The 23,715-nt window shown below is 68.4% G+C and carries 25 protein-coding genes; 13 read left to right on the forward strand and 12 right to left on the reverse strand.

Annotated features, from left to right (window positions below; translation table 11 throughout):
• Positions 1-18 precede the first annotated feature (18 nt).
• Together SKC42_RS10960 and SKC42_RS10965 are read right to left on the reverse strand one after the other, a co-directional pair.
• Positions 19-924, reverse strand: a complete 906-nt coding sequence (locus SKC42_RS10960) for an SDR family oxidoreductase (protein ID WP_330964334.1) — start codon at positions 922-924, stop codon at positions 19-21.
• 14 nt (positions 925-938) lie between these two features.
• On the reverse strand, positions 939-1,697 hold the full coding sequence (locus SKC42_RS10965; protein WP_330964537.1) for an SDR family oxidoreductase: 759 nt from the start codon (positions 1,695-1,697) through the stop codon (positions 939-941).
• A gap of 98 nt (positions 1,698-1,795) precedes the next feature.
• Here SKC42_RS10965 and echA20 point away from each other — a divergent pair, with 98 nt between their 5' ends.
• The 5 genes from echA20 (at position 1,796) to SKC42_RS10990 (ending at position 5,699) form a co-directional block, all read left to right on the forward strand.
• Complete coding sequence (echA20, locus tag SKC42_RS10970; protein WP_330964335.1) at positions 1,796-2,554, forward strand: (7aS)-7a-methyl-1,5-dioxo-2,3,5,6,7,7a-hexahydro-1H-indene-carboxyl-CoA hydrolase; 759 nt, start codon at positions 1,796-1,798, stop codon at positions 2,552-2,554.
• Positions 2,551-3,435 carry a cholesterol ring-cleaving hydrolase subunit IpdA gene (gene ipdA / locus SKC42_RS10975; RefSeq protein WP_330964336.1) on the forward strand — a complete coding sequence of 295 codons (885 nt, stop codon included), beginning with the start codon at positions 2,551-2,553 and terminating at the stop codon, positions 3,433-3,435. The genes echA20 and ipdA overlap by 4 nt, the downstream gene beginning before the upstream one ends.
• Positions 3,432-4,175, forward strand: a complete 744-nt coding sequence (gene ipdB, locus SKC42_RS10980; RefSeq protein ID WP_330964337.1) for a cholesterol ring-cleaving hydrolase subunit IpdB — start codon at positions 3,432-3,434, stop codon at positions 4,173-4,175. The genes ipdA and ipdB overlap by 4 nt, the downstream gene beginning before the upstream one ends.
• Positions 4,175-5,254: a (3aS,4S,5R,7aS)-5-hydroxy-7a-methyl-1-oxo-octahydro-1H-indene-4-carboxyl-CoA dehydrogenase gene (gene ipdC, locus SKC42_RS10985; protein WP_330964338.1), complete on the forward strand. Its 1,080-nt coding sequence runs from the start codon at positions 4,175-4,177 to the stop codon at positions 5,252-5,254. The genes ipdB and ipdC overlap by 1 nt, the downstream gene beginning before the upstream one ends.
• A 79-nt stretch (positions 5,255-5,333) precedes the next feature.
• Entirely contained in the window at positions 5,334-5,699 is a 366-nt protein-coding gene (locus tag SKC42_RS10990; protein WP_330964339.1) for a hypothetical protein, read from the forward strand.
• Positions 5,700-5,821: 122 nt separating this feature from the next.
• Here the strand turns inward: SKC42_RS10990 and fadA6 are convergent, their stop codons facing one another.
• Positions 5,822-6,982, reverse strand: coding sequence for a steroid 3-ketoacyl-CoA thiolase FadA6 (gene fadA6 / locus SKC42_RS10995; protein ID WP_330964538.1), 1,161 nt, complete (start codon positions 6,980-6,982; stop codon positions 5,822-5,824).
• An 11-nt stretch (positions 6,983-6,993) separates the two neighbouring features.
• Positions 6,994-7,596, reverse strand: a complete 603-nt coding sequence (gene kstR2 / locus SKC42_RS11000) for a TetR family transcriptional regulator KstR2 (protein WP_330964340.1) — start codon at positions 7,594-7,596, stop codon at positions 6,994-6,996.
• 138 nt (positions 7,597-7,734) lie between these two features.
• Here kstR2 and SKC42_RS11005 point away from each other — a divergent pair, with 138 nt between their 5' ends.
• Entirely contained in the window at positions 7,735-7,947 is a 213-nt protein-coding gene (locus SKC42_RS11005; RefSeq protein ID WP_330964341.1) for a hypothetical protein, read from the forward strand.
• A 22-nt stretch (positions 7,948-7,969) separates the two neighbouring features.
• Here the strand turns inward: SKC42_RS11005 and ipdF are convergent, their stop codons facing one another.
• Both ipdF and ipdE1 read right to left on the reverse strand, forming a co-directional pair.
• On the reverse strand, positions 7,970-8,758 hold the full coding sequence (gene ipdF, locus SKC42_RS11010; protein ID WP_330964342.1) for a (5R,7aS)-5-hydroxy-7a-methyl-1-oxo-2,3,5,6,7,7a-hexahydro-1H-indene-carboxyl-CoA reductase: 789 nt from the start codon (positions 8,756-8,758) through the stop codon (positions 7,970-7,972).
• A 28-nt stretch (positions 8,759-8,786) separates the two neighbouring features.
• Positions 8,787-9,932 carry an acyl-CoA dehydrogenase IpdE1 gene (ipdE1, locus tag SKC42_RS11015; protein ID WP_330964343.1) on the reverse strand — a complete coding sequence of 382 codons (1,146 nt, stop codon included), beginning with the start codon at positions 9,930-9,932 and terminating at the stop codon, positions 8,787-8,789.
• 74 nt (positions 9,933-10,006) lie between these two features.
• On the opposite strand from ipdE1, the gene fadD3 reads away from it, so the two are divergent.
• The 5 genes from fadD3 to SKC42_RS11040 are packed head-to-tail and all read left to right on the forward strand — an operon-like array spanning position 10,007 to position 15,744.
• Positions 10,007-11,542, forward strand: a complete 1,536-nt coding sequence (fadD3, locus tag SKC42_RS11020) for a 3-((3aS,4S,7aS)-7a-methyl-1,5-dioxo-octahydro-1H-inden-4-yl)propanoate--CoA ligase FadD3 (protein ID WP_330964344.1) — start codon at positions 10,007-10,009, stop codon at positions 11,540-11,542.
• Entirely contained in the window at positions 11,542-12,675 is a 1,134-nt protein-coding gene (locus SKC42_RS11025; protein WP_330964345.1) for an acyl-CoA dehydrogenase family protein, read from the forward strand. The genes fadD3 and SKC42_RS11025 overlap by 1 nt, the downstream gene beginning before the upstream one ends.
• On the forward strand, positions 12,672-13,622 hold the full coding sequence (locus SKC42_RS11030) for an acyl-CoA dehydrogenase family protein (protein ID WP_330964346.1): 951 nt from the start codon (positions 12,672-12,674) through the stop codon (positions 13,620-13,622). Before SKC42_RS11025 ends, SKC42_RS11030 begins: the two co-directional genes overlap by 4 nt.
• Positions 13,619-14,578, forward strand: a complete 960-nt coding sequence (gene ipdE2 / locus SKC42_RS11035) for an acyl-CoA dehydrogenase IpdE2 (RefSeq protein WP_330964347.1) — start codon at positions 13,619-13,621, stop codon at positions 14,576-14,578. Before SKC42_RS11030 ends, ipdE2 begins: the two co-directional genes overlap by 4 nt.
• The gene (locus SKC42_RS11040) at positions 14,575-15,744 is read left to right on the forward strand and encodes a pyridoxal phosphate-dependent aminotransferase (protein ID WP_330964348.1); all 1,170 of its coding nucleotides are present in this window, start codon (positions 14,575-14,577) and stop codon (positions 15,742-15,744) included. The genes ipdE2 and SKC42_RS11040 overlap by 4 nt, the downstream gene beginning before the upstream one ends.
• On the opposite strand, the gene SKC42_RS11045 is transcribed toward SKC42_RS11040, so the two are convergent.
• Positions 15,734-17,557, reverse strand: coding sequence for a fatty acyl-AMP ligase (locus SKC42_RS11045; RefSeq protein ID WP_330964539.1), 1,824 nt, complete (start codon positions 17,555-17,557; stop codon positions 15,734-15,736). The two genes, SKC42_RS11040 and SKC42_RS11045, sit on opposite strands and share 11 nt — an antisense overlap.
• Before the next feature lie 141 nt (positions 17,558-17,698).
• A complete protein-coding gene (locus SKC42_RS11050; protein ID WP_330964349.1) occupies positions 17,699-18,529 on the reverse strand; it encodes an arylamine N-acetyltransferase family protein in 831 nt (276 codons plus the stop codon).
• Between the two features lie 96 nt (positions 18,530-18,625).
• On the opposite strand from SKC42_RS11050, the gene SKC42_RS11055 reads away from it, so the two are divergent.
• Together SKC42_RS11055 and SKC42_RS11060 are read left to right on the forward strand one after the other, a co-directional pair.
• A complete protein-coding gene (locus SKC42_RS11055) occupies positions 18,626-19,237 on the forward strand; it encodes a mycothiol-dependent nitroreductase Rv2466c family protein (RefSeq protein WP_330964350.1) in 612 nt (203 codons plus the stop codon).
• 327 nt (positions 19,238-19,564) lie between these two features.
• On the forward strand, positions 19,565-19,990 hold the full coding sequence (locus SKC42_RS11060) for a hypothetical protein (RefSeq protein ID WP_330964351.1): 426 nt from the start codon (positions 19,565-19,567) through the stop codon (positions 19,988-19,990).
• Between the two features lie 143 nt (positions 19,991-20,133).
• On the opposite strand, the gene hsaB is transcribed toward SKC42_RS11060, so the two are convergent.
• Genes hsaB through hsaA form a run of 4 tightly spaced genes read right to left on the reverse strand, consistent with a single transcriptional unit; the run spans position 20,134 to position 23,688 of the window.
• The gene (gene hsaB, locus SKC42_RS11065; protein ID WP_330964352.1) at positions 20,134-20,697 is read right to left on the reverse strand and encodes a 3-hydroxy-9,10-secoandrosta-1,3,5(10)-triene-9,17-dione monooxygenase reductase subunit; all 564 of its coding nucleotides are present in this window, start codon (positions 20,695-20,697) and stop codon (positions 20,134-20,136) included.
• A 14-nt stretch (positions 20,698-20,711) separates the two neighbouring features.
• Positions 20,712-21,626, reverse strand: a complete 915-nt coding sequence (hsaC, locus tag SKC42_RS11070; protein ID WP_330964353.1) for an iron-dependent extradiol dioxygenase HsaC — start codon at positions 21,624-21,626, stop codon at positions 20,712-20,714.
• Positions 21,626-22,507: a 4,5:9,10-diseco-3-hydroxy-5,9,17-trioxoandrosta-1(10),2-diene-4-oate hydrolase gene (hsaD, locus tag SKC42_RS11075; RefSeq protein ID WP_330964354.1), complete on the reverse strand. Its 882-nt coding sequence runs from the start codon at positions 22,505-22,507 to the stop codon at positions 21,626-21,628. The genes hsaC and hsaD overlap by 1 nt, the downstream gene beginning before the upstream one ends.
• A complete protein-coding gene (gene hsaA, locus SKC42_RS11080) occupies positions 22,504-23,688 on the reverse strand; it encodes a 3-hydroxy-9,10-secoandrosta-1,3,5(10)-triene-9,17-dione monooxygenase oxygenase subunit (RefSeq protein ID WP_330964355.1) in 1,185 nt (394 codons plus the stop codon). Before hsaA ends, hsaD begins: the two co-directional genes overlap by 4 nt.
• Positions 23,689-23,715: the final 27 nt, after the last annotated feature.

Genomic DNA, 23,715 nt, shown 5'->3' on the forward strand with positions numbered 1-23,715 from the left:
CACGCCGGTCGCGGGCTACTAAGCCCCGTACACCGGCACCGGCGGGCGCGCCTTGGCGAGCAGGTCCGCGACGACGGGCCCCAGTTCGGCGGGATCCCACTTGGCTCCCTTATCGATCTGCGGCCCGTGCGCCCAGCCCTCGGCCACCCGAATCTTGCCGCCCTCCAGCTCGAATACCTTCCCGGTGACGTCGCGGGATTCGCCGCTGCCCAGCCAAACCACCAGCGGTGAAATGTTTTCCGGCGCCATCGCGTCGAAATCCTGGTCCTGCGTGGCCATCATCTCCGCGAAGATGGTCTCGGTCATGCGGGTGCGGGCCGACGGCGCGATGGCGTTGACGGTAACCCCGTAGCGGCCCATCTCGGCGGCGGCGACGAGGGTCAAGGCCGCGATCCCGGCCTTGGCGGCACTGTAGTTGCCCTGCCCGACGCTGCCCTGCAGTCCGGCACCCGAACTGGTGTTGATGATCCGCGCGTCGACCGTTTGACCGGCTTTCGACAGCCCACGCCAGTACGACGCGGCGTGCCGCATCGTCGCGAAGTGCCCCTTGAGGTGGACGGCCATGACCGCGTCGAATTCGTCTTCGCTGGTGTTGGCGATCATCCTGTCGCGGACGATGCCGGCGTTGTTCACCAGAACGTCCAGCCCGCCGAAGGCGTCGATGGCGGTTTGCACCAGGGCGGCCGCCTGCTCCCAGTCGGCGACGTTGGACCCGTTGGCAATCGCTTCCCCGCCCGCGGAGGTGATCTCGTCGACGACGCCCTGGGCGGCGCTGCCACCGCCCGCCGGTGAGCCGTCCAGGCCCACGCCGATGTCGTTGACCACCACGCGGGCGCCTTCGGCGGCAAAGGCCAGCGCATGCTCGCGGCCGATACCCCCACCGGCTCCGGTCACGATGACGACACGGCCGTCGACGACTCCCATGGTTATGGTCTCCTCTACTTGATCGCGCTGGCGTTCGTGGTGGCCAGATAGTGCGGCGGCTCGCCGCCGCCGTGCACCTCCAGCGAAGCTCCGCTGATGTAGGACGCCGCGTCCGATGCCAAAAACGCCGCGGCCCAACCGATGTCCTCTGGCTTGGCCAGCCGGCCCAATGGCACATTCTCCGAGATCGCGGCGATCGAGTCGGCGTCGCCATAAAACAGCTCGGACTGTTCGGTCTCCACCATGCCGACCGCGAGGGCGTTCACCCGGACCTTCGGGCCCCACTCGACCGCCAGGGTCTGCGTGAGGCTTTCCAGTCCCGCCTTCGCCGCACCATAGGCGGCGGTGCCGGGCGAGGGACGCCGGCCGCTCAGGCTGCAGATGTTGACTATCGCCCCACCGCCCGGTTGCCCCTGCATATGGTCATTCGCGTACTGCGAAACCCACAGCGCGCCAATGAGGTTGAGCTCGATGATCTTGCGGCTGAACTTCGGGCTGGAGCCGGCGGTCAGCACAAAGGGCGATCCCCCGGCATTGTTGACGACGGCGTCGAGCCGGCCGTGCTTGTCGACGATCGCGCCGATCATCGCCCGCACGGCCACGTCGTCACGCACGTCGCATGGATGGAATTCGTACGGCTGGCCGTCGACGGCTCGGCGCGCGCAGGTGATCACGGTCGCGCCCTGGCCGGCGAAGATCGAGCTGATTCCGGCGCCCACACCGCGAACCCCGCCGGTCACCAGAACCACCCGCCCGGCCAAGCCCAACTTGATGGCTTCTTCAGCCAGGGGGCCTGCTTCGGCGCGAGTCACTGTGCTAGCGTACCAAGCAAGTGCTTGCTTAGGTAGTTACCCCATGAGGAAGTGGCACCTTGACCATCACATCCAGCACCATCGAGCCGGGCATCGTCGCGGTCACCGTCGACTACCCGCCCGTCAACGCCATCCCGTCGCGCGGCTGGTTCGAACTCGCCGATGCCATCACGGTCGCCGGACGGGACCTCGCGACCCATGCGGTGATCCTGCGCGCGGAGGGCCGGGGATTCAACGCCGGGGTGGACATCAAGGAGATGCAGCGCACCGAGGGGTTCACCGCCCTCATCGACGCGAACCGGGGGTGCTTTGCGGCGTTCCGCGCCGTCTACGAATGTGCGGTGCCGGTGATCGCGGCTGTCAACGGATTCTGCGTCGGCGGTGGCATCGGCCTGGTCGGCAACTCCGACGTCATCGTCGCCAGTGAGGACGCCACCTTCGGGCTGCCCGAGGTCGAACGCGGTGCGCTCGGTGCCGCCACCCACCTGTCGCGACTGGTGCCGCAGCACATGATGCGCCGGCTATTCTTCACCGCCGCGACCGTGGACGCCGCCACCCTGCACCATTTCGGTTCGGTGCACGAGGTGGTGCCACGCGACCAGCTGGATGAGGCCGCGCTGCGGGTGGCGCGCGACATCGCCGCCAAGGACACCCGCGTCATCCGCGCGGCCAAGGAGGCGCTGAACCTCATCGACGTGCAGCGTGTGAACTCGAGTTACCGCATGGAGCAGGGCTTTACGTTCGAGCTCAACCTGGCCGGCGTCGCCGATGAGCACCGCGACGCGTTCGCCGGTACGGCGAAGGGCAAGAAGGAATGACCGACAAGAGAACCACTTTGGACGAGGCCGTCGCGCAGCTGCGCAGCGGCATGACCATCGGGATCGGCGGCTGGGGTTCCCGACGCAAGCCGATGGCGTTCGTACGCGCCATGTTGCGCACCGACGTTACCGACCTCACCGTGGTCACCTACGGTGGGCCCGACCTGGGATTGCTCTGTTCGGCGGGCAAGGTCAAGCGGGTCTACTACGGCTTCGTCTCGCTGGACTCCCCACCGTTCTACGACCCGTGGTTCGCTAAAGCGCGCACCGCCGGGGCGATCGAGGCCCGGGAGATGGACGAGGGCATGCTGCGCTGCGGGCTGCAGGCGGCGGCACAACGGCTGCCGTTCCTGCCGATTCGCGCGGGGTTGGGCAGCTCGGTCCCCGACTTCTGGGAGGGCGAACTGCAAACGGTGACCAGCCCCTACCCGGCGCCGGGCGGCGGGCACGAGACCCTGATCGCCATGCCGGCCCTGCGCCTGGACGCCGCCTTCGTGCACCTCAACCTCGGTGACAGCCGGGGCAACGCGGCCTACACCGGGATCGATCCGTATTTCGACGACCTGTTCCTGATGGCCGCCGACCGGCGCTTTTTATCGGTCGAGCGAGTCGTGTCAACCGAGGAACTGGTGAAAGCGGTTCCGCCGCAGGCCCTCCTGATCAACCGCATGATGGTCGACACCGTCGTGGAGGCGCCGGGCGGCGCGCACTTCACCACCGCCGCACCGGACTACGGTCGCGACGAGAAGTTCCAGCGGCATTACGCCGAGGCGGCCTCGACCGAAGCGGGTTGGCGGCAGTTCGTCGAAACCTATCTGTCCGGCAGCGAAGACGACTACCAGGCGGCGATTCGCGCGTTCGCAGAGGAGGCGGCCAAGTGAGCAGCACCCGGGCCGAAGTGTGCGCGGTCGCCTGCGCCGACTTGTTCGCCGGGGCAGGCGAAATCATGATCAGCCCGATGACCAACATGGCCGCGGTGGGCGCGCGGCTGGCGCGCTTGACCTTCTCGCCGGACATCGTGCTGACCGACGGGGAGGCGCAGCTGCTGGCGGACACCCCGGCGCTGGGCAAGACCGGGCATGTCGAGGGCTGGATGCCGTTCGGCCGGGTGTTCGAAACGCTGGCCTGGGGGCGCCGCCACGTGGTGATGGGCGCCAATCAGGTGGATCGCTATGGCAACCAGAACATCTCGTCGTTCGGCCCGCTGCAGCATCCGACCCGCCAGATGTTCGGTCTGCGGGGCGCGCCCGGCAACGCGATCAACCACGCGACCAGCTATTGGGTGGGCAATCACTCCAAGCGGGTGTTCCGCGAGGCGGTGGACGTGGTCTGCGGCATCGGCTGGGACAAGATAGACCCCGACAACCCGGCGTTCCGGTTCGCCAACCCGTATCGGGTGGTGTCCAACCTCGGGGTCTTCGACTTCGGCGGCCCCGACCACACCATGCGGGCGCTGAGCCTGCACTCCGGCGTTTCCCCGGACGATGTCCGCGAGAACACCTCGTTCGACGTGCACGGCCTCGACGAGGCCGACGAGACCCGGTTGCCGACCGACGAGGAGCTGCGTCTGATTCGCGAGGTCATCGACCCCAAGTCGTTGCGTGACAGGGAAATACGCTGATGAGGCTGCGCACGCCGCTGACCGAGCTGGTCGGCGTCGAGCATCCGGTGGTGCAAACCGGCATGGGCTGGGTGGCCGGCGCCCGACTGGTGTCCGCCACCGCCAACGCGGGCGGGCTCGGCATCCTGGCCTCGGCCACCATGACGCTCGACGAGCTGGCGACGGCCATCGGCAAGGTCAAGGCGACCACGGACAAGCCATTCGGCGTGAACATCCGCGCCGACGCGGCCGACGCGGGTGATCGCGTCGAGCTGATGATTCGCGAGGGCGTCAAGGTGGCCTCCTTCGCGCTGGCGCCCAAGCAGGAGCTGATCGCCCGGCTGAAAGAGGCCGGCTCGGTGGTCATCCCGTCGATCGGCGCGGCCAAGCACGCCCGCAAGGTCGCGGCCTGGGGAGCCGACGCGATGATCGTCCAGGGCGGCGAGGGCGGCGGCCATACCGGACCCGTCGCCACCACGCTGCTGCTGCCGTCGGTCCTGGACGCCGTGCAGGGCACCGGAATCCCGGTAATCGCGGCGGGCGGGTTCTTCGACGGGCGTGGCCTCGCCGCGGCGCTGAGCTACGGCGCCGCCGGCGTAGCGATGGGCACGCGGTTCCTGCTCACGTCGGACTCCACCGTGCCCGACGCGGTGAAACGACGTTATCTCGAGGCGGCACTGGACGGCACGGTGGTCACCACCCGCGTCGACGGGATGCCGCACCGCGTGCTGCGCACCGGCCTGGTGGACAAGCTGGAGAGCGGTTCACCGGCACGCGGATTCGTGGCCGCGGTGCGCAACGCCGCCAAATTCAAGCAGATGTCGCAGATGACCTGGCGGTCGATGCTCACCGACGGCATGGCGATGCGCCACGGCAAGGACCTCACCTGGTCGCAAGTGGTGATGGCGGCGAACACCCCCATGCTGCTCAAGGCCGGCCTGGTCGAGGGCAATACCGACGCCGGTGTGCTCGCGTCCGGCCAGGTGGCCGGCATCCTCGACGACCTGCCGTCGTGCGCGGAGCTGATCGACTCGATCGTGGGCGACGCGATCGAACACCTGCGGACAGCGTCGGCTTTGGTGGAGGAATCACCCGCGTGACTGGTCCGTACCCGGATCGTTAGTCAACATCGCCTCAACGGTAGCCGTACTTTGGCGGTCGCTTCGTATCGTTGGAAGCATGAGAACGCTGACGACGGCGGCCCCGGCTCCCCGATTTCGGTGCGCAGGCTCGGGGCGGCGTGACATAACCACCGCGACACCGGCACAGTTCGAGGACGAAACCCCCTCCACGGACGTGCACGGCGAGGCGGACGCGCACGGCGAGACCATGCGATTGATCGGATTGCCGTTTCGCGATGCGTCATTGAGTCATGAGGCCTCCCTGGCCGCACTGGCATTGGGAAGCAAGACCGTAACCGTTGAAGAACGGCGACGGTGGTTCGCCAGCGAGCACGACATCATGGTGGCGTCGATCTCGGTGATCTTCGCCGCGCTCTTCGGCATCATCGCCGTCGCCGCGGCCGCGGTCCTCACGATGGGCTAGCGTGAGTCATTAGTCCGCTGCCGTTTCCGAGCGTGGGCCCTAGGTCGAAAAGTGCTGGGAATGTGTACTTTTCCCCCACCTTCGACGCACTGTTAATGGCTCACGACACTGGGGCGGCGCCGCTACAACCGTTCGATGATCGTGACGTTGGCGGTGCCGCCGCCCTCGCACATCGTCTGCAGCCCGTAGCGGCCGCCGATGCGTTCGAGCTCGTTGAGCATGGTGGCGAACAGCTTGGCGCCGGTGGCGCCAAGCGGGTGCCCGAGCGCGATGGCGCCGCCGTTCGGGTTGACCTTCTCCGGGTCGGCCTTGATCTCCTTGAGCCACGCCATCACCACCGGCGCGAACGCCTCGTTGATTTCCACCGTGTCGATGTCGTCGATCGACAGCCCGGCCCTCTCCAGCGCGTGGCGGGTGGCCGGGATCGGCCCGGTCAGCATGAACACCGGGTCGGCGGCGCGGGCGCTGATGTGGTGGATGCGGGCCCGGGGAGTCAGGTTGTGATCCTTGACCGCCCGCTCGGAGGCCAGGAGCACCGCGCTGGCACCGTCGCTGATCTGGCTGGCCATCGCCGCCGTCAGTCGGCCACCCTCGACCAGGGTCTTGAGGCCGGCCAACTTCTCCGGCGACGAGTCGCGAGGGCCCTCGTCGACGCGGAACGGTCCGGATTCGGTTTCCACCGTGATGATTTCGTTGTCGAAGTGGCCGCCACGAATCGCCGCGAAGGCGCGCTCGTGGCTCGTCAGTGCGAAGCGCTCCATTTCCTCGCGGGACAAGTTCCACTTCTCGGCGATCAGCTCCGAGCCGCGGAACTGGGAGATCTCCTGGTCGCCGTATCGGTGCAGCCACTGCTTGGACTCGTTGGTCGGCGAGGTGAAACCGAACTGCTCGCCGACGGTCATCGCCGACGAGATCGGGATCTGGCTCATGTTCTGCACGCCGCCGGCCACGATGAGATCGGCGGTCCCCGCCATGATCGCTTGCGCGCCAAATGAAATCGCCTGCTGGCTCGACCCGCACTGCCGGTCCACCGTCACACCCGGCACCTCTTCGGGATATCCGGCGGCCAGCCACGACAGGCGCGCGATGTTGCCGGCCTGCGCGCCGATGGCGTCCACACAACCGGCGATCACGTCGTCGACGGCCGCGGGGTCGACATCGACGCGATCGAGGAGGCCGCGCCAGCCCAGGGCCCCCAGGTCAACCGGGTGCACCCCGGCAAGAGCGCCGTTTCGTTTACCCACCGCGGTGCGCACAGCGTCGATGACGTACGCCTGGGACATCCCAGCCATCTTCAGACTCCTTCTGTGGTGATCCCGCCAAGGACGATGGCGAGATACTGCTGACCCACCTGCTCCGCGGTGAGCGGCCCGCCCGGTTGATACCAGCGCACCGACACCCAGGTGGTGTCCCGGATGAAACGGTAGACCAGGTCGACATTGAGTTCGGGCTGGAAATATCCCTCGTCGATGCCCTGGTTGATGACCTCCAACCACATCTTGCGTTGCTGACGGTTCATGTCTTCGATGTAGGAGAACCGCGGCTGCGTGGAGAGTCGCTGCGCCTCGTCCTGGTAGATGACGACCTGCGCGTGCCGGTGCTCGATCGCCTCGAACGACGCCATGAACAAGCCCTTGAGCCGCTCGAGCGGGTTGGCCTCGGTCTGCATGATTTCGGCGTAACGGGCGAACAGCCAGTCCAGGAATCCGCGCAGCAGCTCGTCGACCATCTCCTCCTTGGAGGAGAAATGGTGGTACAAACTGCCGGACAAGATGCCCGCCCCGTCGGCGATGTCGCGGACGGTGGTGGCACGCAACCCGCGGTCGGCGAACATGGTCGCGGCGAGGCCCAGCAACTCGTCTCGCCGGCTGTTCGCCTGACCGGGCACTCGGTCCACCAGCCCAGAGTATCAACCAAGCGCTTGCTTGGCCAGCCAGCCGGAACATCGAGCGGCTCACCCCCCGTCGTCACGTTGTGATGCACCACACATTCGCGTTATCGTGTACTCCACATCACACTCGGGGAAGGTGGCGCGATGGCCGGCTTCGACCGCCCGCACAGGCCGTTGGCTGCACAACGCTCCGTGGGAGCGGCGAGCCCGCACCGAATCCTGATGGCCGCCCTGGTGGTGACCATCTTCATCAGCGCGGTCGTCGGAATCGTCGCCGCCGCCTCGATGGGACAGACCACCGCAGCGCTGATCATCGCCCTGGTGGTAGGCGGAGGTTTCGCCGCGAGCCTCGCCTAGCGAAAAGGGCCGGAGGGCCTTCTCATGGATGCTGGCTGGACACCGAGATCACCTCTCCCGTGAGGTAACTCGAGTAGTCGCTGGCCAGGAACGCAATGGTAGAAGCGATTTCCCACGGCTCGGCGGCCCGCCCGAACGCCTCACCCGCGGACAGCCGGTCGAGCAGGTCGGTCGACGTGGTCTTGTCCAGGAACTTGTGCCGGGCGATGCTCGGCGACACCGCGTTGATCCGGACGCCGTACTCGACCGCTTCGATTGCGCTGCAACGGGTCAACGCCATCACCCCGGCCTTCGCCGCAGCGTAGTGGGACTGCGAGTGCTGGGCCCGCCAGCCCAGCACGCTGGCGTTGTTGACGATCACGCCGCCGTGCTTTGCCTCGCGGAAGTAGCGCAGCGCCGCGCGCGTGGCGCGGAACACCGACGACAGCGTGACGTCCAGAACGCGATCCCATTCCTCGTCGGTCATGTCGACGACCGGCGTCTGCCCGCCGAGTCCCGCATTGTTGACCAGGACATCGAGACGGCCCATCCGCGCGGTAGTCGAGTCGATCAGGGCGTCGACCTGGGCGGTCGACGTCACGTCACAGAGCACCTTCTCGACGCGGCCCAGCCCCAGCGCGGACAGCTGGTCGGCCGTCTCCCCCAGCCGTCGCTCGTGGTGGTCGGAGATGACCACGTCGGCGCCCTCGACCAGCGCACGCCGCGCGGTGGCCGAACCGATCCCCGTGCCCGCGGCCGCGGTGACGACGACCACCTTGCCTTCCAGCAGGCCGTGGCCGGCGACCTCTTTGGGCGCTTCCGACAAACTCATGCTTCCTCCTGTGTCTTCGCGCAACCGCTCATCCCTTCACCTCACGGGGCAGGCCGAGCACCCGCTCGGCGATGATGTTGCGCTGGATCTCGTTGGACCCGCCGTAGATGGTGTCGGCGCGGGTGAACAGGAACAGCCGCTGCCATTCGTCGAATTCCCCGTCCGGCAACGTCATCCCCGGCTTGCCGATCACGTCCATCGCGAGCTCGCCCAGGGAGCGGTGCCAGTTGGCCCACAACAACTTCGACACGTTGTCCTGCCCGGGTTGCTCGACGTCCATCGTGGCCAGGGCGTAGCTGCGCATGGCCCGCAGGCCGGTCCAGGCCCGCGTCAGCCGCTCCCGAATGAACGGGTCGTCGGCCGCGCCGTTGCGCCGCGCCAGCCCGGCCAGGTCCGAAAGCTCACGCGCATAACGGATCTGCTGCCCGAGCGTGGAGACACCGCGCTCGAAGGTCAGCGTCCCCATCGCCACCCGCCACCCGTCACCGGGCTGACCAACCACCATCGAGGCGTCGGTGCGCGCGTCGTCGAAGAACACCTCGTTGAATTCCGAGTCGCCGGTCAGCTGGATGATGGGGCGGACCTGCACTCCCGGCTGGTCCAGCGGCACCAGCAGATAGGAGAGCCCGGCGTGCCGCTTGGAGCCCTTCTCGGTGCGCGCGACCACGAAGCACCATTGCGCCCAATGGGCCAGCGATGTCCACACCTTCTGGCCGTTGATCACCCATTCGTCGCCGTCGCGCTCCGCGGTGGTCGACACGTTCGCCAGGTCGCTGCCGGCCCCGGGCTCCGAATAGCCCTGACACCACAGCTCGGTCACGTCGCGGATGCGCGGCAGGAAACGCCGCTGCTGCTCGGGGGTTCCGAACGCGATCAACGTCGGGCCCAGCAGCTCCTCGCCGAAGTGGTTGACCTTGTCCGGGGCGTCCGCCAGCGCGTACTCCTCGTAGAACGCCACCCGATGCGCGGTCGAAAGCCCACGCCCGCCATGCTCAACGGGCCAGCCCAGGCAGGTGAACCCGGCCGCCGCCAGGTGCTGGTTCCACGCCCGGCGTTCCTCGAAGGCTTCGTGCTCGCGCCCCGGGCCCCCGAGACCCTTCAATGCCGCGAAATCACCGATCAGATTGTCGGCGAGCCACTCGCGGACCTCGGCCCGGAACTCTTCGACGTCCATGACCTGTAGGCTAACCTACCAAGCACTTGCTTTGTTAGGCAGCCGATGATGGACAGCCGCTTGGAGGAGCATCGATGACGGACGGTCCCCGCACCGTACCCGCGGCGCTGGATCGGTTCGCGCACCAACATCCCGACCACCCCGCGCTGATCACCGACGAGCGCACCTTCTCGGCCGCCGGCCTGCGCGACGAGGTCCACCGGGCCGCGGCCGCGCTGATCGCCCTGGGGGTGCGGCCGGCGGATCGCGTCGCAATCTGGTCGCCCAACACCTGGCACTGGGTGGTGGCCTGCCTGGCGATCCACCACGCTGGGGCCGCCATGGTTCCGCTCAATACCCGGTACACCACGGAAGAGGCGACCGACATCCTGGCCCGCACCGAGGCGCCCGTGCTGTTCGGGATGGGTGAGTTCCTCGGCGCGGACAGGGTCACCGAGCTCAAGCGCGACGCCCTGCCCGCCCTACGGCACATCGTCCGCATCCCGATCGAAGCCGGCGACGGAAGCTGGGATGCCTTCGTCGCCGAAGGCACCAACACCGGCGCGGTCGTCGCCCGGGCCGCCGCCGTCGCGCCCGACGACGTCAGCGACATCCTGTTCACCTCCGGCACCACCGGCCGCAGCAAGGGCGTGCTGTGCGCACACCGGCAATCGCTGTCGGCGTCGGCGTCCTGGGCCGCCAACGGCAAAATCACCAGCGCCGACCGGTACCTGTGCATCAACCCCTTCTTCCACAACTTCGGCTACAAGGCCGGCATCTTGGCCTGCCTGCAGACCGGCGCCACGCTGATTCCACACCTGACCTTCGACCCGGTGCGCACGCTGCAGGCGATCGAGCAACACCGCATCACCGTGCTGCCCGGCCCACCCACGATCTATCAGGTGCTGCTGGACCATCCGGCCCGGCCCGACTACGACCTGAGTTCGCTGCGGTTCGCGGTGACCGGAGCGGCCACCGTGCCGGTCGTGCTGGTGGAACGCATGCAGTCCGAACTCGACATCGACATCGTGCTGACCGCTTACGGGCTGACGGAGGCCAACGGCATGGGCACCATGTGCCGCGCGGACGACGACGCGGTCACCGTCGCGACGACGTGCGGGCGGCCGTTCGCCGATTTCGAGTTGCGCATCGACGCCGCGCCCGGCTCCGAATCCGGCGAGGTCCTGCTGCGCGGACCGAACGTCATGCTGGGTTACCTCGACGATCCCGAAGCCACCGCGGCCGCAATCGATTCCGACGGGTGGCTGCACACCGGCGACATCGGCACCGTCGACGCGGCCGGCAACCTGCGCATCACCGATCGGCTCAAGGACATGTACATCTGCGGAGGCTTTAACGTCTACCCCGCCGAGGTGGAGCAGGTCCTGGCGCGCATGCCGGGGGTGGCCGACGCCGCCGTGATCGGGGTACCCGACGAGCGACTCGGCGAAGTCGGCCGCGCGTTCGTGGTGGCCGGGCCGGGGGCCGAGCTCGACGAGCAATCGGTGATCGCCTACACCCGGGAGCATTTGGCGAACTTCAAGGCGCCGCGATCGGTGCGGTTCGTCGACACGTTGCCGCGCAACCCGGGCGGCAAGGTGGTCAAACGACAACTGCGGGAGCTGGCCTGATGGACCTGCAATTGGACGAAGACACGGTGGCCTTCCAGGCCGAGGTCCGGGAATTCCTGTCGGCCAACGCCGCGCAGATCCCGACGAAGTCCTACGACAACGCCGAGGGCTTCGCCCAGCATCGGCATTGGGACCGGGTGCTCTACGACGCCGGCCTGTCGGTGATCACCTGGCCGGAGAAGTACGGCGGCCGGGACGCACCCCTGCTGCACTGGGTGGTGTACGAGGAGGAGTACTTCCGCGCGGGCGCCCCCGGTCGGGCGAGCGCCAACGGCACCTCGATGCTCGCCCCCACGCTGTTCACGCACGGCACCCCCGAGCAGCTGGACCGAATCCTGCCCAAAATGGCCAGCGGCGAACAGATCTGGGCGCAGGCCTGGTCGGAACCCGAGTCGGGCAGTGACCTCGCGTCGCTGCACTCCACCGCCAGCAGGACCGAAGGGGGGTGGCTGCTCAACGGGCAGAAGATCTGGAGCTCGCGGGCGCCGTTCGCCGACATGGGTTTCGGGTTGTTCCGATCCGACCCCGCCGCCGAGCGGCATCACGGCCTGACTTACCTCATGTTCGACCTGAAGGCCGACGGCGTCACCGTGCGTCCCATCGCACAACTCGGCGGCGACACCGGCTTCGGTGAGATCTTCCTCGACGACGTCTTCGTTGCCGACGCCGACGTCATCGGCAGTCCGAACGACGGCTGGCGCGCGGCGATGAGCACGTCGAGCAACGAGCGCGGGATGTCGCTGCGCAGCCCCGGCCGCTTCCTCGCGGCGGCCGAGCGGCTGGTGCGGCTGTGGAAAGACCGCGGCTCCCCCGCCGCGTTCGCCGACCGGGTCGCGGACGCGTGGATCAAGGCCCAGGCCTACCGCCTGCAGACCTTCGGCACCGTCAGCCGGCTGGCAGCCGGCGGTGAACTGGGCGCGGAATCGTCGGTGACCAAGGTCTTCTGGTCCGACCTCGACGTCGAGCTGCATCAGACCGCCCTCGACGTCCTCGCCGCCGACGGTGAGCTGGCCGGCACCTGGACCGACGGCCTGCTCTTCGCGCTGGGCGGCCCGATCTACGCCGGTACCAATGAGATTCAGCGCAACATCATCTCCGAACGGCTGTTGGGCCTGCCCCGAGAGAAGAAGTGACCGTGGAATTCCAACTCGACGAACAGCAGCGCGACTTCGCGGCCAGCATCGACGCCGCCCTCGCGGCGGCCGACCTCCCCGCCGCGGTGCGCGCGTGGTCCGCGGGCGACGCGGCACCGGGCCGCAAGGTGTGGGAGCAGCTGGCCAGCCTCGGCGTCACCGCGCTGCTCGTGCCCGAGGAGTTCGACGGCATCGAGGCCGAACCGGTTGACCTGGTGGTCGCCCTCGAACGCCTCGGCCGCTGGTGCGTTCCGGGCCCCGTGACCGAATCCATCGCCGTCGCACCGGTATTGCTCGCCACCGAGGACCACGGCGAACGCAGCGCGGCCCTGGCCGCCGGCGACCTCATCGCCACCGTCGCGCACCCGCCACACACGCCCCGGGCCGTCGACGCCGATGTGGCGGATCTGGTGCTCCTGGTCTCCGACGCCGGCGTCACCGAGGCCGAGCCTGGGGAACGGCACGAGTCTGTCGACCCCAGCCGCCGCCTCTTCGACGTCACCGCCACCGGCGCCCCGTGGCAGGCGGACATCGCGCGGGCCCACGAGTTCGGCGCGCTGGGCACCGCCGCTCAGCTGGTGGGCGCCGCCGAGGCGATGCTGGACGCGGCCGTCGACTACGCCAAGCAGCGGTCCCAGTTCGGCCGGGTGATCGGCTCCTACCAGGCCGTCAAACACAAGCTCGCCGACGTGCACGTCGCGGTTGAGCTGGCCCGCCCCCTCGTCTACGGCGCGGCGTTGACCCTGCAACCCCGCGACGTCAGCGCCGCCAAGGCGGCCGCGTCCGACGCGGCCCTGCTGGCCGCGCGCGCGGCGCTGCAGACCCACGGCGCGATCGGTTTCACCCAGGAACACGACCTCTCCCTGTGGCTCCTGCGGGTGCAGGCATTACGGTCGGCGTGGGGTACGCCGGAGGACCACCGGCGCAGAGTGCTGGAGACGCTATGACTGATGAACGGGAGATGCTGCGGGAGACCGTCGCCGCCCTGGTCACCAAGCACGCGAGCCCGTCCGCCGTGCGCACCGCGAGCGAGTCCGACCGCGGCTACGACGAGTCGCTCTGGCAGCTGCTGTGTGAACAGGTGGGCGCGGCCGCGTTGGTGATACCGGAGGAGCTGGGCGGCGCCGGCGGTGAATTGGCCGATGCGGCGACCGTTCTGCACGAGCTGGGCCGGAACCTGGTGCCGTCTCCCCTGCTCGGCACCACGCTGGCGGAGCTGGCGCTGCTCGCCGCCCCCGAACCGGACGGTGAAACGCTGGAAGGCTTGGCCGAGGGCCGCCTGATCGGTGCGCTGGTGCTGGATCCCGACTACGTGCTCAATGGCGACATCGCCGACGTCGCCGTTGCCGTCCAAGACGGCGAGCTCAGCAGGTGGACCCGGTTCAGCGCCGAATCCCTGCCCACCATGGACCCCACCCGCCGGCTGGCCCGCGTGCGGCCCGAGCAGACCGAGAAGCTGGGCGCCGACCCGGGCCTCGCGAACACCGCGGCGATCCTGCTGGCGGCCGAGCAGATCGGCGCCGCCGAGCGCTGCCTGGAGCTGACGGTCGAGTACTCGAAGAGCCGCGTGCAATTCGGCCGCCCCATCGGCAGTTTCCAGGCGCTCAAGCACCGGATGGCCGACCTGTACGTCCACGTCGCCGCCGCTAAGGCCGTCGTCGCCGAGGCCTGCGGTGAGCCCACCACCACCAACGCCGCCACCGCACGGCTCGCGGCGACCGAGGCCCTCAGCGTCGTGGCCGCCGAGGGCATTCAATTGCACGGCGGAATCGCGATCACCTGGGAACACGACATGCACCTGTATTTCAAGCGCGCACACGGCAGCACCCAGCTGCTCGACTCCCCGGGGGAATTGCTCGCCCGACTCGAGGCCGAGGCACTGCAGCCAAGAACGTCGAAGTGAACGACCACGTCGCACTGCGCGCCGGCATCCCGCCTTTCCATGTGATGGATGTCTGGCTGGCGGCCGCCGAGCGCCAGCGCAGCCATGGCGACCTGGTGAACCTGTCGGCGGGCCAGCCCAGCGTCGGCGCGCCCGAAGCGGTGCGCGCGGCGGCGGCCGCCGCCCTGCATCGGGGCGAACTCGGCTACACGGTGGCGCTAGGCATTCCGGAGCTGCGCGCCGCGATCGCCGCCGACTACCGTCGCAAGCACGACATCGACGTCGACGCCGACGCGGTCGTGGTCACCACGGGTTCCTCCGGCGGGTTCCTGCTCGCCTTCCTCGCCTGCTTCGACGTGGGCGACCGGGTCGCGTTGGCCAGCCCCGGCTACCCCTGTTACCGGAACATCCTGTCCGCCCTGGGATGCGAGGTTGTCGAGATCCCCTGCGGACCGCAGACCCGCTTCCAGCCCACCGCGCAGGTGCTGGCCGAACTCGACTCCCCGGTGCAAGGCGTGATCGTCGCGAGCCCGGCCAACCCCACCGGCACGGTCATCGCCCCGGCCGAGCTGGCCGCGATCGCCTCCTGGTGCGAGGAGACGGGGGTCCGGCTCATCAGCGACGAGGTCTATCACGGGCTGGTCTACCCGGGGGCACCGCGGACCAGCTGCGCCTGGCAGACCTCGCGGGACGCGGTGGTGGTCAACAGCTTCTCCAAGTACTACGCGATGACGGGCTGGCGGCTGGGCTGGCTGCTGGTGCCGACCGCGCTGCGCCGCGCGGTCGACTGCCTGACCGGCAACTTCACCATCTGCCCGCCGGTCCTGTCCCAGGTCGCCGCGGTGGCGGCGTTCACGCCGGAGGCGACGGCCGAGGCGGACGGCAACCTGCGGCACTACGCGACCAACCGCTCGCTGCTCCTCGACGGGCTTCGCACCATCGGCGTCGACCGGCTGGCGCCCACCGATGGCGCGTTCTACGTCTACGCCGACGTTTCCGACTTCACCGACGACTCGCTCGGTTTCTGCTCGAGGCTGCTGGCCGACACCGGCGTCGCTATCGCGCCGGGCATCGACTTCGACACGACGCGCGGCAACTCGTTCGTCCGGTTGTCGTTCGCCGGCCCCACCGGCAACATCGAGGAGGCGCTGCGGCGAATGGGGCCGTGGCTGTCCGTCAGCGGTTGAACCGCCCGGCCAGGTACTCGGCCCGGCACGCGCGGCGGGCGAGCTTGCCGCTCGTGGTGCGCGGGATGGCCCCGGCGGCCACCAGCCGCACGTCGGCGACGCGGATCTGGTGAAGCCGCGAGACCGCCGCGCGCACCGTCTCGGCGATCGAATCCGGCTCGGCGCGCCCCGCCCTGGCGGCGCGTTCGGCGACGATCACCACCTGCTCACCGGACCCGCTGCCCACCGAAACACTGTCCGCCGGAACGGAGAACGCGGCGACGTAACCGGTGCGGATGGACGGCGAGCATTCGCTCACCGTCGTTTCGATGTCATGCGGGTAGTGGTTGCGGCCGTCGATGATGATGAGGTCCTTGATGCGCCCCGTCAGGTACAGCTCGCCGTCGAGATAGACACCGAGATCGCCGGTGGCCAGCCAGCAGCCGTTGTCCGGGGCGCCGTCGGCATGGCTACCGACCTGCAGCCGGGACTGCAGCTTGTTGTAGAACACCCGTCGCGTTTCGTCTTCGCGGCCGAAGTATCCGCGGCCCATGTTGTTGCCATGCAGCCAGATCTCCCCCACGGTGCCATCGGGAAGCTCCGCGCCGTCCAGGTCGGTGATCACCGCCCACTGCTCGAGGATCGGCTGGCCGCACGAGACATGGGGCACCGCACCCGGGGCTTCCGGCGAGACCCGCACCGCGCGGCCTGCGCCGAGCTGCTCCCGGTCGAGGAAGACTGCGCTGGCCGAGGCGTCCGAGGCGATGCTGGCGACCGACAACGTCGCCTCGGCCATCCCGTAGGACGGCTTGACCACGTCCGACGGCAGCCCGTACGGGGCGAAGGCATTGGTGAACTGCTCGATGGCCGACATCGTCACGGGTTCCGACCCGTTCAGCAGGCACACAACGTTGCTGAGGTCGAGGGGCTCGCCCTCGGGGGGAAGGCCCCGCTGGGCCGTCAACTCGAAGGCGAAGTTCGGGGCCGCCGCCATGGTCCGCCCGCGGGTGGCCGCGAGACCCAGCTGCTTGATCCAGCGGTAGGGCCGGCGAAGAAATGCCATGGGATCCATCAGCGTGACGTGCGCCCCGAAGTACGCGGTGAACACGATCATCATCAAACCCATGTCGTGATACAGCGGAAGCCAGCTCACGCATTGGACGTCCGTGTTCAGCCCGCCGTGCACGATCATCTGCATCGCATTGGTGTAGACGGCGCGATGGGTGATCTCCACCCCGGCCGGCGTGCGGGTCGAGCCCGACGTGTACTGCAGGTAGGCCAGATCGTCGGTGTCGCGGACGACGTCGGTGAAGCTGGCGGCAAGCGTCGCGGGCACCGCGTCCACCGCGATCATCCGCGGCCGCTCGTCCGCGGGCAGGGTCCGGATGAACGCCCGAACCGATTCGGCGGCCGCGGTCGTGGTCAGGATCGCGGCCGGCCGGCCGTCGGCGAGCACCGCCGCCAGCCGCTCGCCGTGCCCCGCCAAAGTCGGCGCAAAGAGCGGGATCGCGACGTTGCCCGCGTGGACGGCAGCGAAGAAGCCGGCGACATAGTCGAGGCCCTGCGGCGCCAGGATCGCCACGCGATCGCCGGGCTTGGTGACCTGCTGCAAACGGGCCCCGATCGCGCACACGCGCGACCAGAGTTCGTTCCAACTGAGCTCGGCGACCTGCCCGTCCTGCTCGTGCGAGTAGTCGATGAACCGGTAAGCCGGCCTGTCACCGAGCTGAGCCCGGTTTTGGTCGAAATTCGAGGTCAACGTCACGCCCTCGGGCACCACGATCTTGCCGGCACCGGCGACATCAGCATTTGCGCTGCTCGCGGCCGCGCCGATATTGGTTAATTCGTGATCCCGACCCACGTTGGGAGAGGCTAATAGACATAGTTACAAATCGGCGCATTTGCGCGGGTATGGCGGTCGTCACTATTCGGCTCCGTCTCGTGACACATCACACCTCGGTCGGATGCGCCGCGATCAGTTGCCCATGATCTGTGCGATTCGGGCCTCGACCGCGCCGCGATCAGCGCCCCCGCTCACGTCGATGCCGAACCGCTCGGCGAGGGTGTCGACGACGGCAGCCGCGTCGCCGAGGGGGACCTTCTCGCTGGCGTCGGCCCGGTGGATGGTCAGGTGACGCCCGGAAAGATTCAGTCGGCCGTCGTCACCCACCAGGGCGACCATTAGTCCGGTGACGAATATCGACTCGGGGTGGGTGGATACGAACCAGCTCCCCACCTGCAGGTCGACGTCCGGCGCGGTCCGGGTGCTGAACACGTAGAGCGGAGTCCACTCACCGCGGACCTGCGCCTGCAGGAGGAGGCCCTCACCATGGTCCTCGAGCCGGTACGGCTCCTGCGCGGTCTGCTGGATGGTGCCGGTTTCCAACCGGAGCGGCGATGTGGGCGTCTGACCGCCGAAGCCGACATCGACGAGGTATGGCCCCGGTGAGCCGGGGAAGGTGACCGCCAGCACCGTGTGCGTCTGCGCGCCCAGGGGCGCGCCGGGCGGCAGCATCCAGAGCACCCGCCCGGCCAGCCGCCGCACCTGGAAACCGAGTGCGGCGAGCACGTAGCCCATCAGCCCGTTCTGCTCGTAGCAGTAACCGCCCCTGCGCCGATAGACCAGTTTGTCGGTGAGCGCCTCGACGCTCAGGTCGTCGACCGGCACCCCCATCAGCGGATCGAGGTTCTCGAACGGGATCGACCCGGTGTGCGCCGTGACCAGCCCTTGCAGGACGTCGAGGTTCGGCTCGGCCGCGCCACGGTAACCGATGCGTTCGAAGTACCCGTTTAGATCGAGCGTCATGAACCCATTCTGCTGGCAGCGGCCGCGGCGTCCCGCCGCATCGACAGCGGTATACCCGCGGGGGTATTATCGGGAGGCGAGGGAAGGAAAGAACCGATGACGGACGTCGACCTCTACCTGGACCCGGTGTGCCCGTTTTCCTGGGTCACCTCGCGGTGGCTGCTCGACGCGGCCGGCGCCGCCGGAACCCCGGTCACGCTGCGGCAGATGAGCCTGGCGGTGCTGAACGAGGGCCAGGAACTCGAGGGCAAGAAACAGCAAATGATGGAACGATCACGGCGACTGGGGCGCCTCTTTGCCGCGGTCGTCGCCAAGCACGGGCAGGACGCATTCGCGCGGCTGTACGGCGCGCTGGGAACGCGGCTCCAAGTGCGCGACGACGAACTCGACGGGGATGCGCTGAGGGCGCTCCTGGCCGCGTGCGGGCTCGAGGAATCGCTGTCCGAGGCGTTCGGGGACGCAAGCCTCGACGACGAGGTCGCAGACAGCCACCGGGCCAGCCAGGCCGCCCTCGGGGGCCCGGGGGGTAGTCCGATCATCGTGGTCGACGGCCGCGGATTCCACGGCCCGGTGCTGACGCGGATCCCGCGGCACGAGGCCGGCGTCCGCCTGCTCGACGCGATTCTGGTCGCGGCAAAAACCCCCGAATTTGCCACGCTGCAAAGGCCGACCCAAGGGCCGCCGGTGCTCGAGGAAAGTCCACGCTGATGTGCCATCCCGTCAAATGTCGCACGTGCGGGAAGACGACGTGGGCCGGCTGCGGCGCACACGTCGAACAAGTCCGCGCAATGGTGCCGGAATCGATGTGGTGCCCCGGCCATCCGAATCAGCCGCGCCGCGGCTGGTGGAAATCGCTTCGCTCGTGAATTGACGCGCCGTCGACTACCGTCGCCGCAAATTTCGACGCACGCGATCGGCAAAACGTCGTGTTCGGGGCAAGCGCCCGCAGGCGGCGCTTGTTTGGTACCTGTCGAATATGGCAACCCGCTCAGGGCCGGGCTGAAGCACCAACACTCCCCTGAACGGAGCCCAACAATGAGCACGAACAACGTCGTCTGGATCGTGGTGGCCGCCCTCGTGGCCGTCCTGCTGCTCGTGGCGGTGATCATCGCCGCACGCAGGGCAGCGCAGCGGCGCCGTCTGCACCGGGCCGAGGAGATCCGCGAGCAGGCCAAACAAGAGAGCGTGCGAGTGGAACGCAGGCAGGCCGTCGCCGACGAGACCGCCGCCAAGGCTCGCGCCGCACAGGCCGAGGCCGAGGCGAAGGCCGCCGAGGCGACGCGCCTGCAGGAGCGGGCGGAGATGCATCAGAGCGCGGCCGCGACGTCACGCGAGCGGCTCGATGAGCAATGGAAACGCGCCGACAGCCTCGATCCCACGGTCAATGCTGAGGCGGCCGACGCATCCGGTGCGGGCGAGATCGAAACCGATCAGGCCGGGAGCCGCCGCGCTTCGCACTGAAGCGTCCGAGTTGCCCCGCCCGAGTTGCCCGATGGCCCGCCCCCTCAACGGGCCATCGGGCGCGCCCCGACAGCCGTCGAGCGCACGTGGGTGTACGGGTTTCCAAAACGCGCCGACGCCAAACATCGGCGGCCTCCCCGGCGCTACAGCCAGGTGTCTTGGGTGGTGGTGGTGAGAAACGCCTCGAGATCGTCGCGCCACTGGGCCGGCGTCGTCTTGTCCGGTTCGATGCCCGTGTACTCGCCGCGGTAGAACAACAATGGTCGCGGTTTGATCTTGGGCGCCTCCGAGAGGGACTGCACCGCGCCGAACACCACGAAATGGTCGCCACCATCGTGCACGGACGCCACGGTGCAGTCCATGTACGCCAACGACCCCTCGATGATGGGCGAACCCAGTTCCGAGGGATGCCAGTCGATGCCGGCAAACTTGTCGGGTTCCTTGGACCCGAACCGCGCGGAGACGGGTTTCTGTTTCTCAGTCAGCACATTGACGCAGAACCGGCCACTCGCCTCGATGGCCTGCCAGGACCGCGACACCTTCGTCGGGCAAAACAACACGAGCGGAGGGTCCAGAGACAGCGCGGCGAACGACTGGCACGCGAAACCGACCGGGGTGTCGTCGTGCACCGTCGTGATGATGGTGATCCCGGTGCAGAACTGGCCCAGCACCTGCCGGAAGGCGCGCGGATCGATTTGCGCGGACATGGGTCGGTTCCGGCTCAACCGCTCATGCCGACGGTGAAGTCGTGACCCCACAGGCTCACCGCGGTGCTCTCCCGGGCCACCCAGTCTTGATCCTCGACTTGCCTGCCCTCGCAACCGAATTCGACGTCGAATCCGCCCGGGGTCTTCATGTAGAACGACAGCATCAGGTCATTCACGTGCCGGCCCAGTGTCGCCGACATGGGCACCTTGCGGCGCAGCGCCCGGTCCAGGCACAGCCCCACGTCGTCGGCGTTCTCCACCTCGATCATCAAGTGCACGATGCCGCTCGGCGTCGGTAGGGGCAGGAAGGCGAGGCTGTGGTGGCGGGGGTTGCATCCGAAGAACCGCAGCCAGGCGGGCTCCCCGTCGGCCGGCCGTCCCACCACCTGCGGCGGCAGCCGCATCGAGTCACGCAGCTTGAAACCGAGCACGTCGCGGTAGAAGTGCAACGACTCCTCGTCGTCCCGGGTGGATAACACCACGTGGCCCAGGCCCTGCTCACCGGTGACAAACCGGTGCCCGTACGGGCTGACGACGCGGCGGTGCTCCAGGGCTACCCCGTGAAACACCTCCAGGCAGTTGCCGGACGGGTCGGAGAACCGGATCATCTCCACCACCCGGCGATCGGCCAGCTCCGCGGCGGTGGCCTCCTTGTAGGGCACGCCCTCGACGTCGAGCCGATTCCGAACCTCCTGCAGCCCTTCGGCGTTCGCGCATTCCCAGCCGGCCTCCATGAGGTGGTCCCGTTCACCGGGGACGATCACCAACCGGGCCGGGAAGTCGTCCATGCGCAGGTAGAGCGCACCCTCGGTGTTGCCTCGTGAGCCGGGTGAGCCCTCGACCATGCCGAGCACCTTGAGGCCGTACTCGCGCCAGGCGGCCATGTCGGTGGCTTCGATGCGCAGATAGCCCAGAGAACGGATGCTCATCAGGCGCCTCCCAGGAAATCGATGGTGAGTTTGTTGAACTCGTCGAACTTCTCCACCTGCGCCCAATGCCCACATTGCCCGAAGACGTGCAACTGGGCGCGGGGGATCGTCTTCAGCGCCACCAGCGCTCCGTCGAGCGGGTTGACCCGGTCCTCGCGACCCCAGATCAACAGCACGGGCTGGCGCAGCCGGTGTACCTCGCGCCACATCATGCCGAGCTCAAAATCCTTCCCGGCGAACGACATTCCCATCGCCCGGGTCGCGGTGAGCGATTCCGGCGTGCTGGCCAGCGCGAACCTCTCGTCGATCAGCTCGGGCGTGATCAGCTTCTGGTCGTAGACCATCACCCGAAGGAACGCCTCGAGGTTTTCCCGGGTGGGTTCGACGGAGAACTTGCCGAGCCGCTTGACCCCCTCGGTGGGGTCGGGCGCGAACAGGTTGATGCTCAACCCGCCGGGTCCCATGAGCACCAGGCGCCCGGCCCGGTCGGGATAGTCGAGGGCGAAGCGCACGGCGGTGCCACCGCCCAGCGAATTCCCCACCAGCGGAACGCGTCGGAGTCCCAGCTCGTCGAAGAGCCCGTGGAGTGCGCGCGCGGCGTAGTGGTTGAACTGCCCGTGCTCGGCGCGTTTGCCGGAAAGCCCGTAACCGGGCTGATCGACGGCCAGCACGTGAAATTTCTGCGCCAGCACCGGGATGTTGCGCGCGAAGTTGGTCCAGCTCGCCGCGCCGGGGCCGCCGCCGTGCAGCAGCACCACGGTCCGGTCGCTCCCCTTAAAGGACAAGCCGGCTTCGTGGTAGTGCAGCTTGAGCGGCCCGTCCACGTCGACCTCGACGAAGCGCGAGGTGGACTGGAAAGTCAGTTCCTCGGTGGCGGTCATACCATTGTGTCGCCGGGCGGCAACCCGAACTCGTGATTGCCGAAGATCACATACGCGCGCTCCGGGTCGTTCGCGGCATGCACCCGGCCGGCGTGCGCGTCGCGCCAGAACCGCTGGATGGGAGCGTCGTTGGCCAGCGCGGTGGCGCCGGACGCCTCGAACAGCCGGTCGATCGAGGCGATCGACCGGCCGGTGGCCCGCACCTGGTCGCGGCGCGCGCGGGCGCGAATGTCGAACGGAATCTCCTTGCCCGCGGCGAGCAACGCGTACTCGTCGCCGACGTTGCCGATCAGCTGGCGCCAGGCGGCGTCGATGTCGCTGGCGGCCTCGGCGATGCGGACCTTGGCGAACGGGTCGTCCTTGGCCTTCTCTCCCGCGAACGCGGCGCGGACCCGCTTGCCCTGATGCTCCACGTGGGCGGCGTAGGCGCCGTAGGCCATGCCGACGATCGGCGCCGAGATGGTGGTGGGGTGCATTGTGCCCCAGGGCATCTTGTACACCGGGGCGGTGTTGGTCTGATATCCGCCGGCGGTGCCGTCGTTCATGGCCCTGTACGACAGGAACCGGTGGCGGGGCACGAACACGTCCTTGACGACGACGGTGTTGCTGCCGGTGCCGCGCAGGCCGACGACGTTCCATACGTCGTCGATGCGGTACTCGGTGCGCGGGATCAGGAAGCTACCGAAGTCGACCGGACGCCCGTCCTTGATGACCGGGCCGCCGAGGAACGCCCACGTCGCGTGGTCGCAACCCGACGACCAGTTCCACGAACCATTGACTAGGTAGCCCCCGTCGGTCACGACGCCGGCGCCCATCGGCGCATACGACGACGACACCCGCACATTGACATCCTCGCCCCACACCTCTTCCTGGGCGCGCTGGTCGAACAGTGCGAGATGCCAGTTGTGCACCCCGATGATCGAGCTGACCCAGCCGGTCGAGCCGCAGGCGCTCGCCAGCCGGCGGACCGCCTCGTAGAACATCGTGGGATCGCACTGCAGGCCGCCCCACTGTTCGGGCTGCAGCAGGGTGAAGAAGCCGACGTCCTGCAGATCCTGAACGGTCTGCTCGGGTAACCGGCGGAGGTCCTCCGTTGCCTGGGCGCGCTCGGCGATGCGCGGCAGCAGGTCGTCGATGCCCGCGAGAACGGACTGCGCATCGCGCTGTTGAATGGACGTCACTTAAGGTCCTCCTGGGCCAGACTTACA

Source organism: Mycobacterium sp. 050134 (assembly GCF_036409085.1).
Classification (GTDB): domain Bacteria; phylum Actinomycetota; class Actinomycetes; order Mycobacteriales; family Mycobacteriaceae; genus Mycobacterium.

What these genes read in the sequence shown, in the direction of transcription:
- hsaC (WP_330964353.1), bottom strand. Translation starts at nt 21,626, where the DNA reads ATGAGCATCCGTTCTCTGGGCTATCTGCGCATCGAAGCCACCGACATG.
- ipdE2 (WP_330964347.1), top strand. Translation starts at nt 13,619, where the DNA reads ATGACTGATGAACGGGAGATGCTGCGGGAGACCGTCGCCGCCCTGGTC.
- fadD3 (WP_330964344.1), top strand. Translation starts at nt 10,007, where the DNA reads ATGACGGACGGTCCCCGCACCGTACCCGCGGCGCTGGATCGGTTCGCG.
- hsaD (WP_330964354.1), bottom strand. Translation starts at nt 22,507, where the DNA reads ATGACCGCCACCGAGGAACTGACTTTCCAGTCCACCTCGCGCTTCGTC.
- SKC42_RS11050 (WP_330964349.1), bottom strand. Translation starts at nt 18,529, where the DNA reads ATGACGCTCGATCTAAACGGGTACTTCGAACGCATCGGTTACCGTGGC.
- ipdC (WP_330964338.1), top strand. Translation starts at nt 4,175, where the DNA reads ATGAGGCTGCGCACGCCGCTGACCGAGCTGGTCGGCGTCGAGCATCCG.
- ipdF (WP_330964342.1), bottom strand. Translation starts at nt 8,758, where the DNA reads ATGAGTTTGTCGGAAGCGCCCAAAGAGGTCGCCGGCCACGGCCTGCTG.
- fadA6 (WP_330964538.1), bottom strand. Translation starts at nt 6,982, where the DNA reads ATGTCCCAGGCGTACGTCATCGACGCTGTGCGCACCGCGGTGGGTAAA.
- ipdA (WP_330964336.1), top strand. Translation starts at nt 2,551, where the DNA reads ATGACCGACAAGAGAACCACTTTGGACGAGGCCGTCGCGCAGCTGCGC.
- ipdE1 (WP_330964343.1), bottom strand. Translation starts at nt 9,932, where the DNA reads ATGGACGTCGAAGAGTTCCGGGCCGAGGTCCGCGAGTGGCTCGCCGAC.
- SKC42_RS11055 (WP_330964350.1), top strand. Translation starts at nt 18,626, where the DNA reads ATGACGGACGTCGACCTCTACCTGGACCCGGTGTGCCCGTTTTCCTGG.
- hsaB (WP_330964352.1), bottom strand. Translation starts at nt 20,697, where the DNA reads ATGTCCGCGCAAATCGATCCGCGCGCCTTCCGGCAGGTGCTGGGCCAG.
- SKC42_RS11060 (WP_330964351.1), top strand. Translation starts at nt 19,565, where the DNA reads ATGAGCACGAACAACGTCGTCTGGATCGTGGTGGCCGCCCTCGTGGCC.
- SKC42_RS11025 (WP_330964345.1), top strand. Translation starts at nt 11,542, where the DNA reads ATGGACCTGCAATTGGACGAAGACACGGTGGCCTTCCAGGCCGAGGTC.
- SKC42_RS10960 (WP_330964334.1), bottom strand. Translation starts at nt 924, where the DNA reads ATGGGAGTCGTCGACGGCCGTGTCGTCATCGTGACCGGAGCCGGTGGG.
- SKC42_RS10990 (WP_330964339.1), top strand. Translation starts at nt 5,334, where the DNA reads ATGAGAACGCTGACGACGGCGGCCCCGGCTCCCCGATTTCGGTGCGCA.
- SKC42_RS11005 (WP_330964341.1), top strand. Translation starts at nt 7,735, where the DNA reads ATGGCCGGCTTCGACCGCCCGCACAGGCCGTTGGCTGCACAACGCTCC.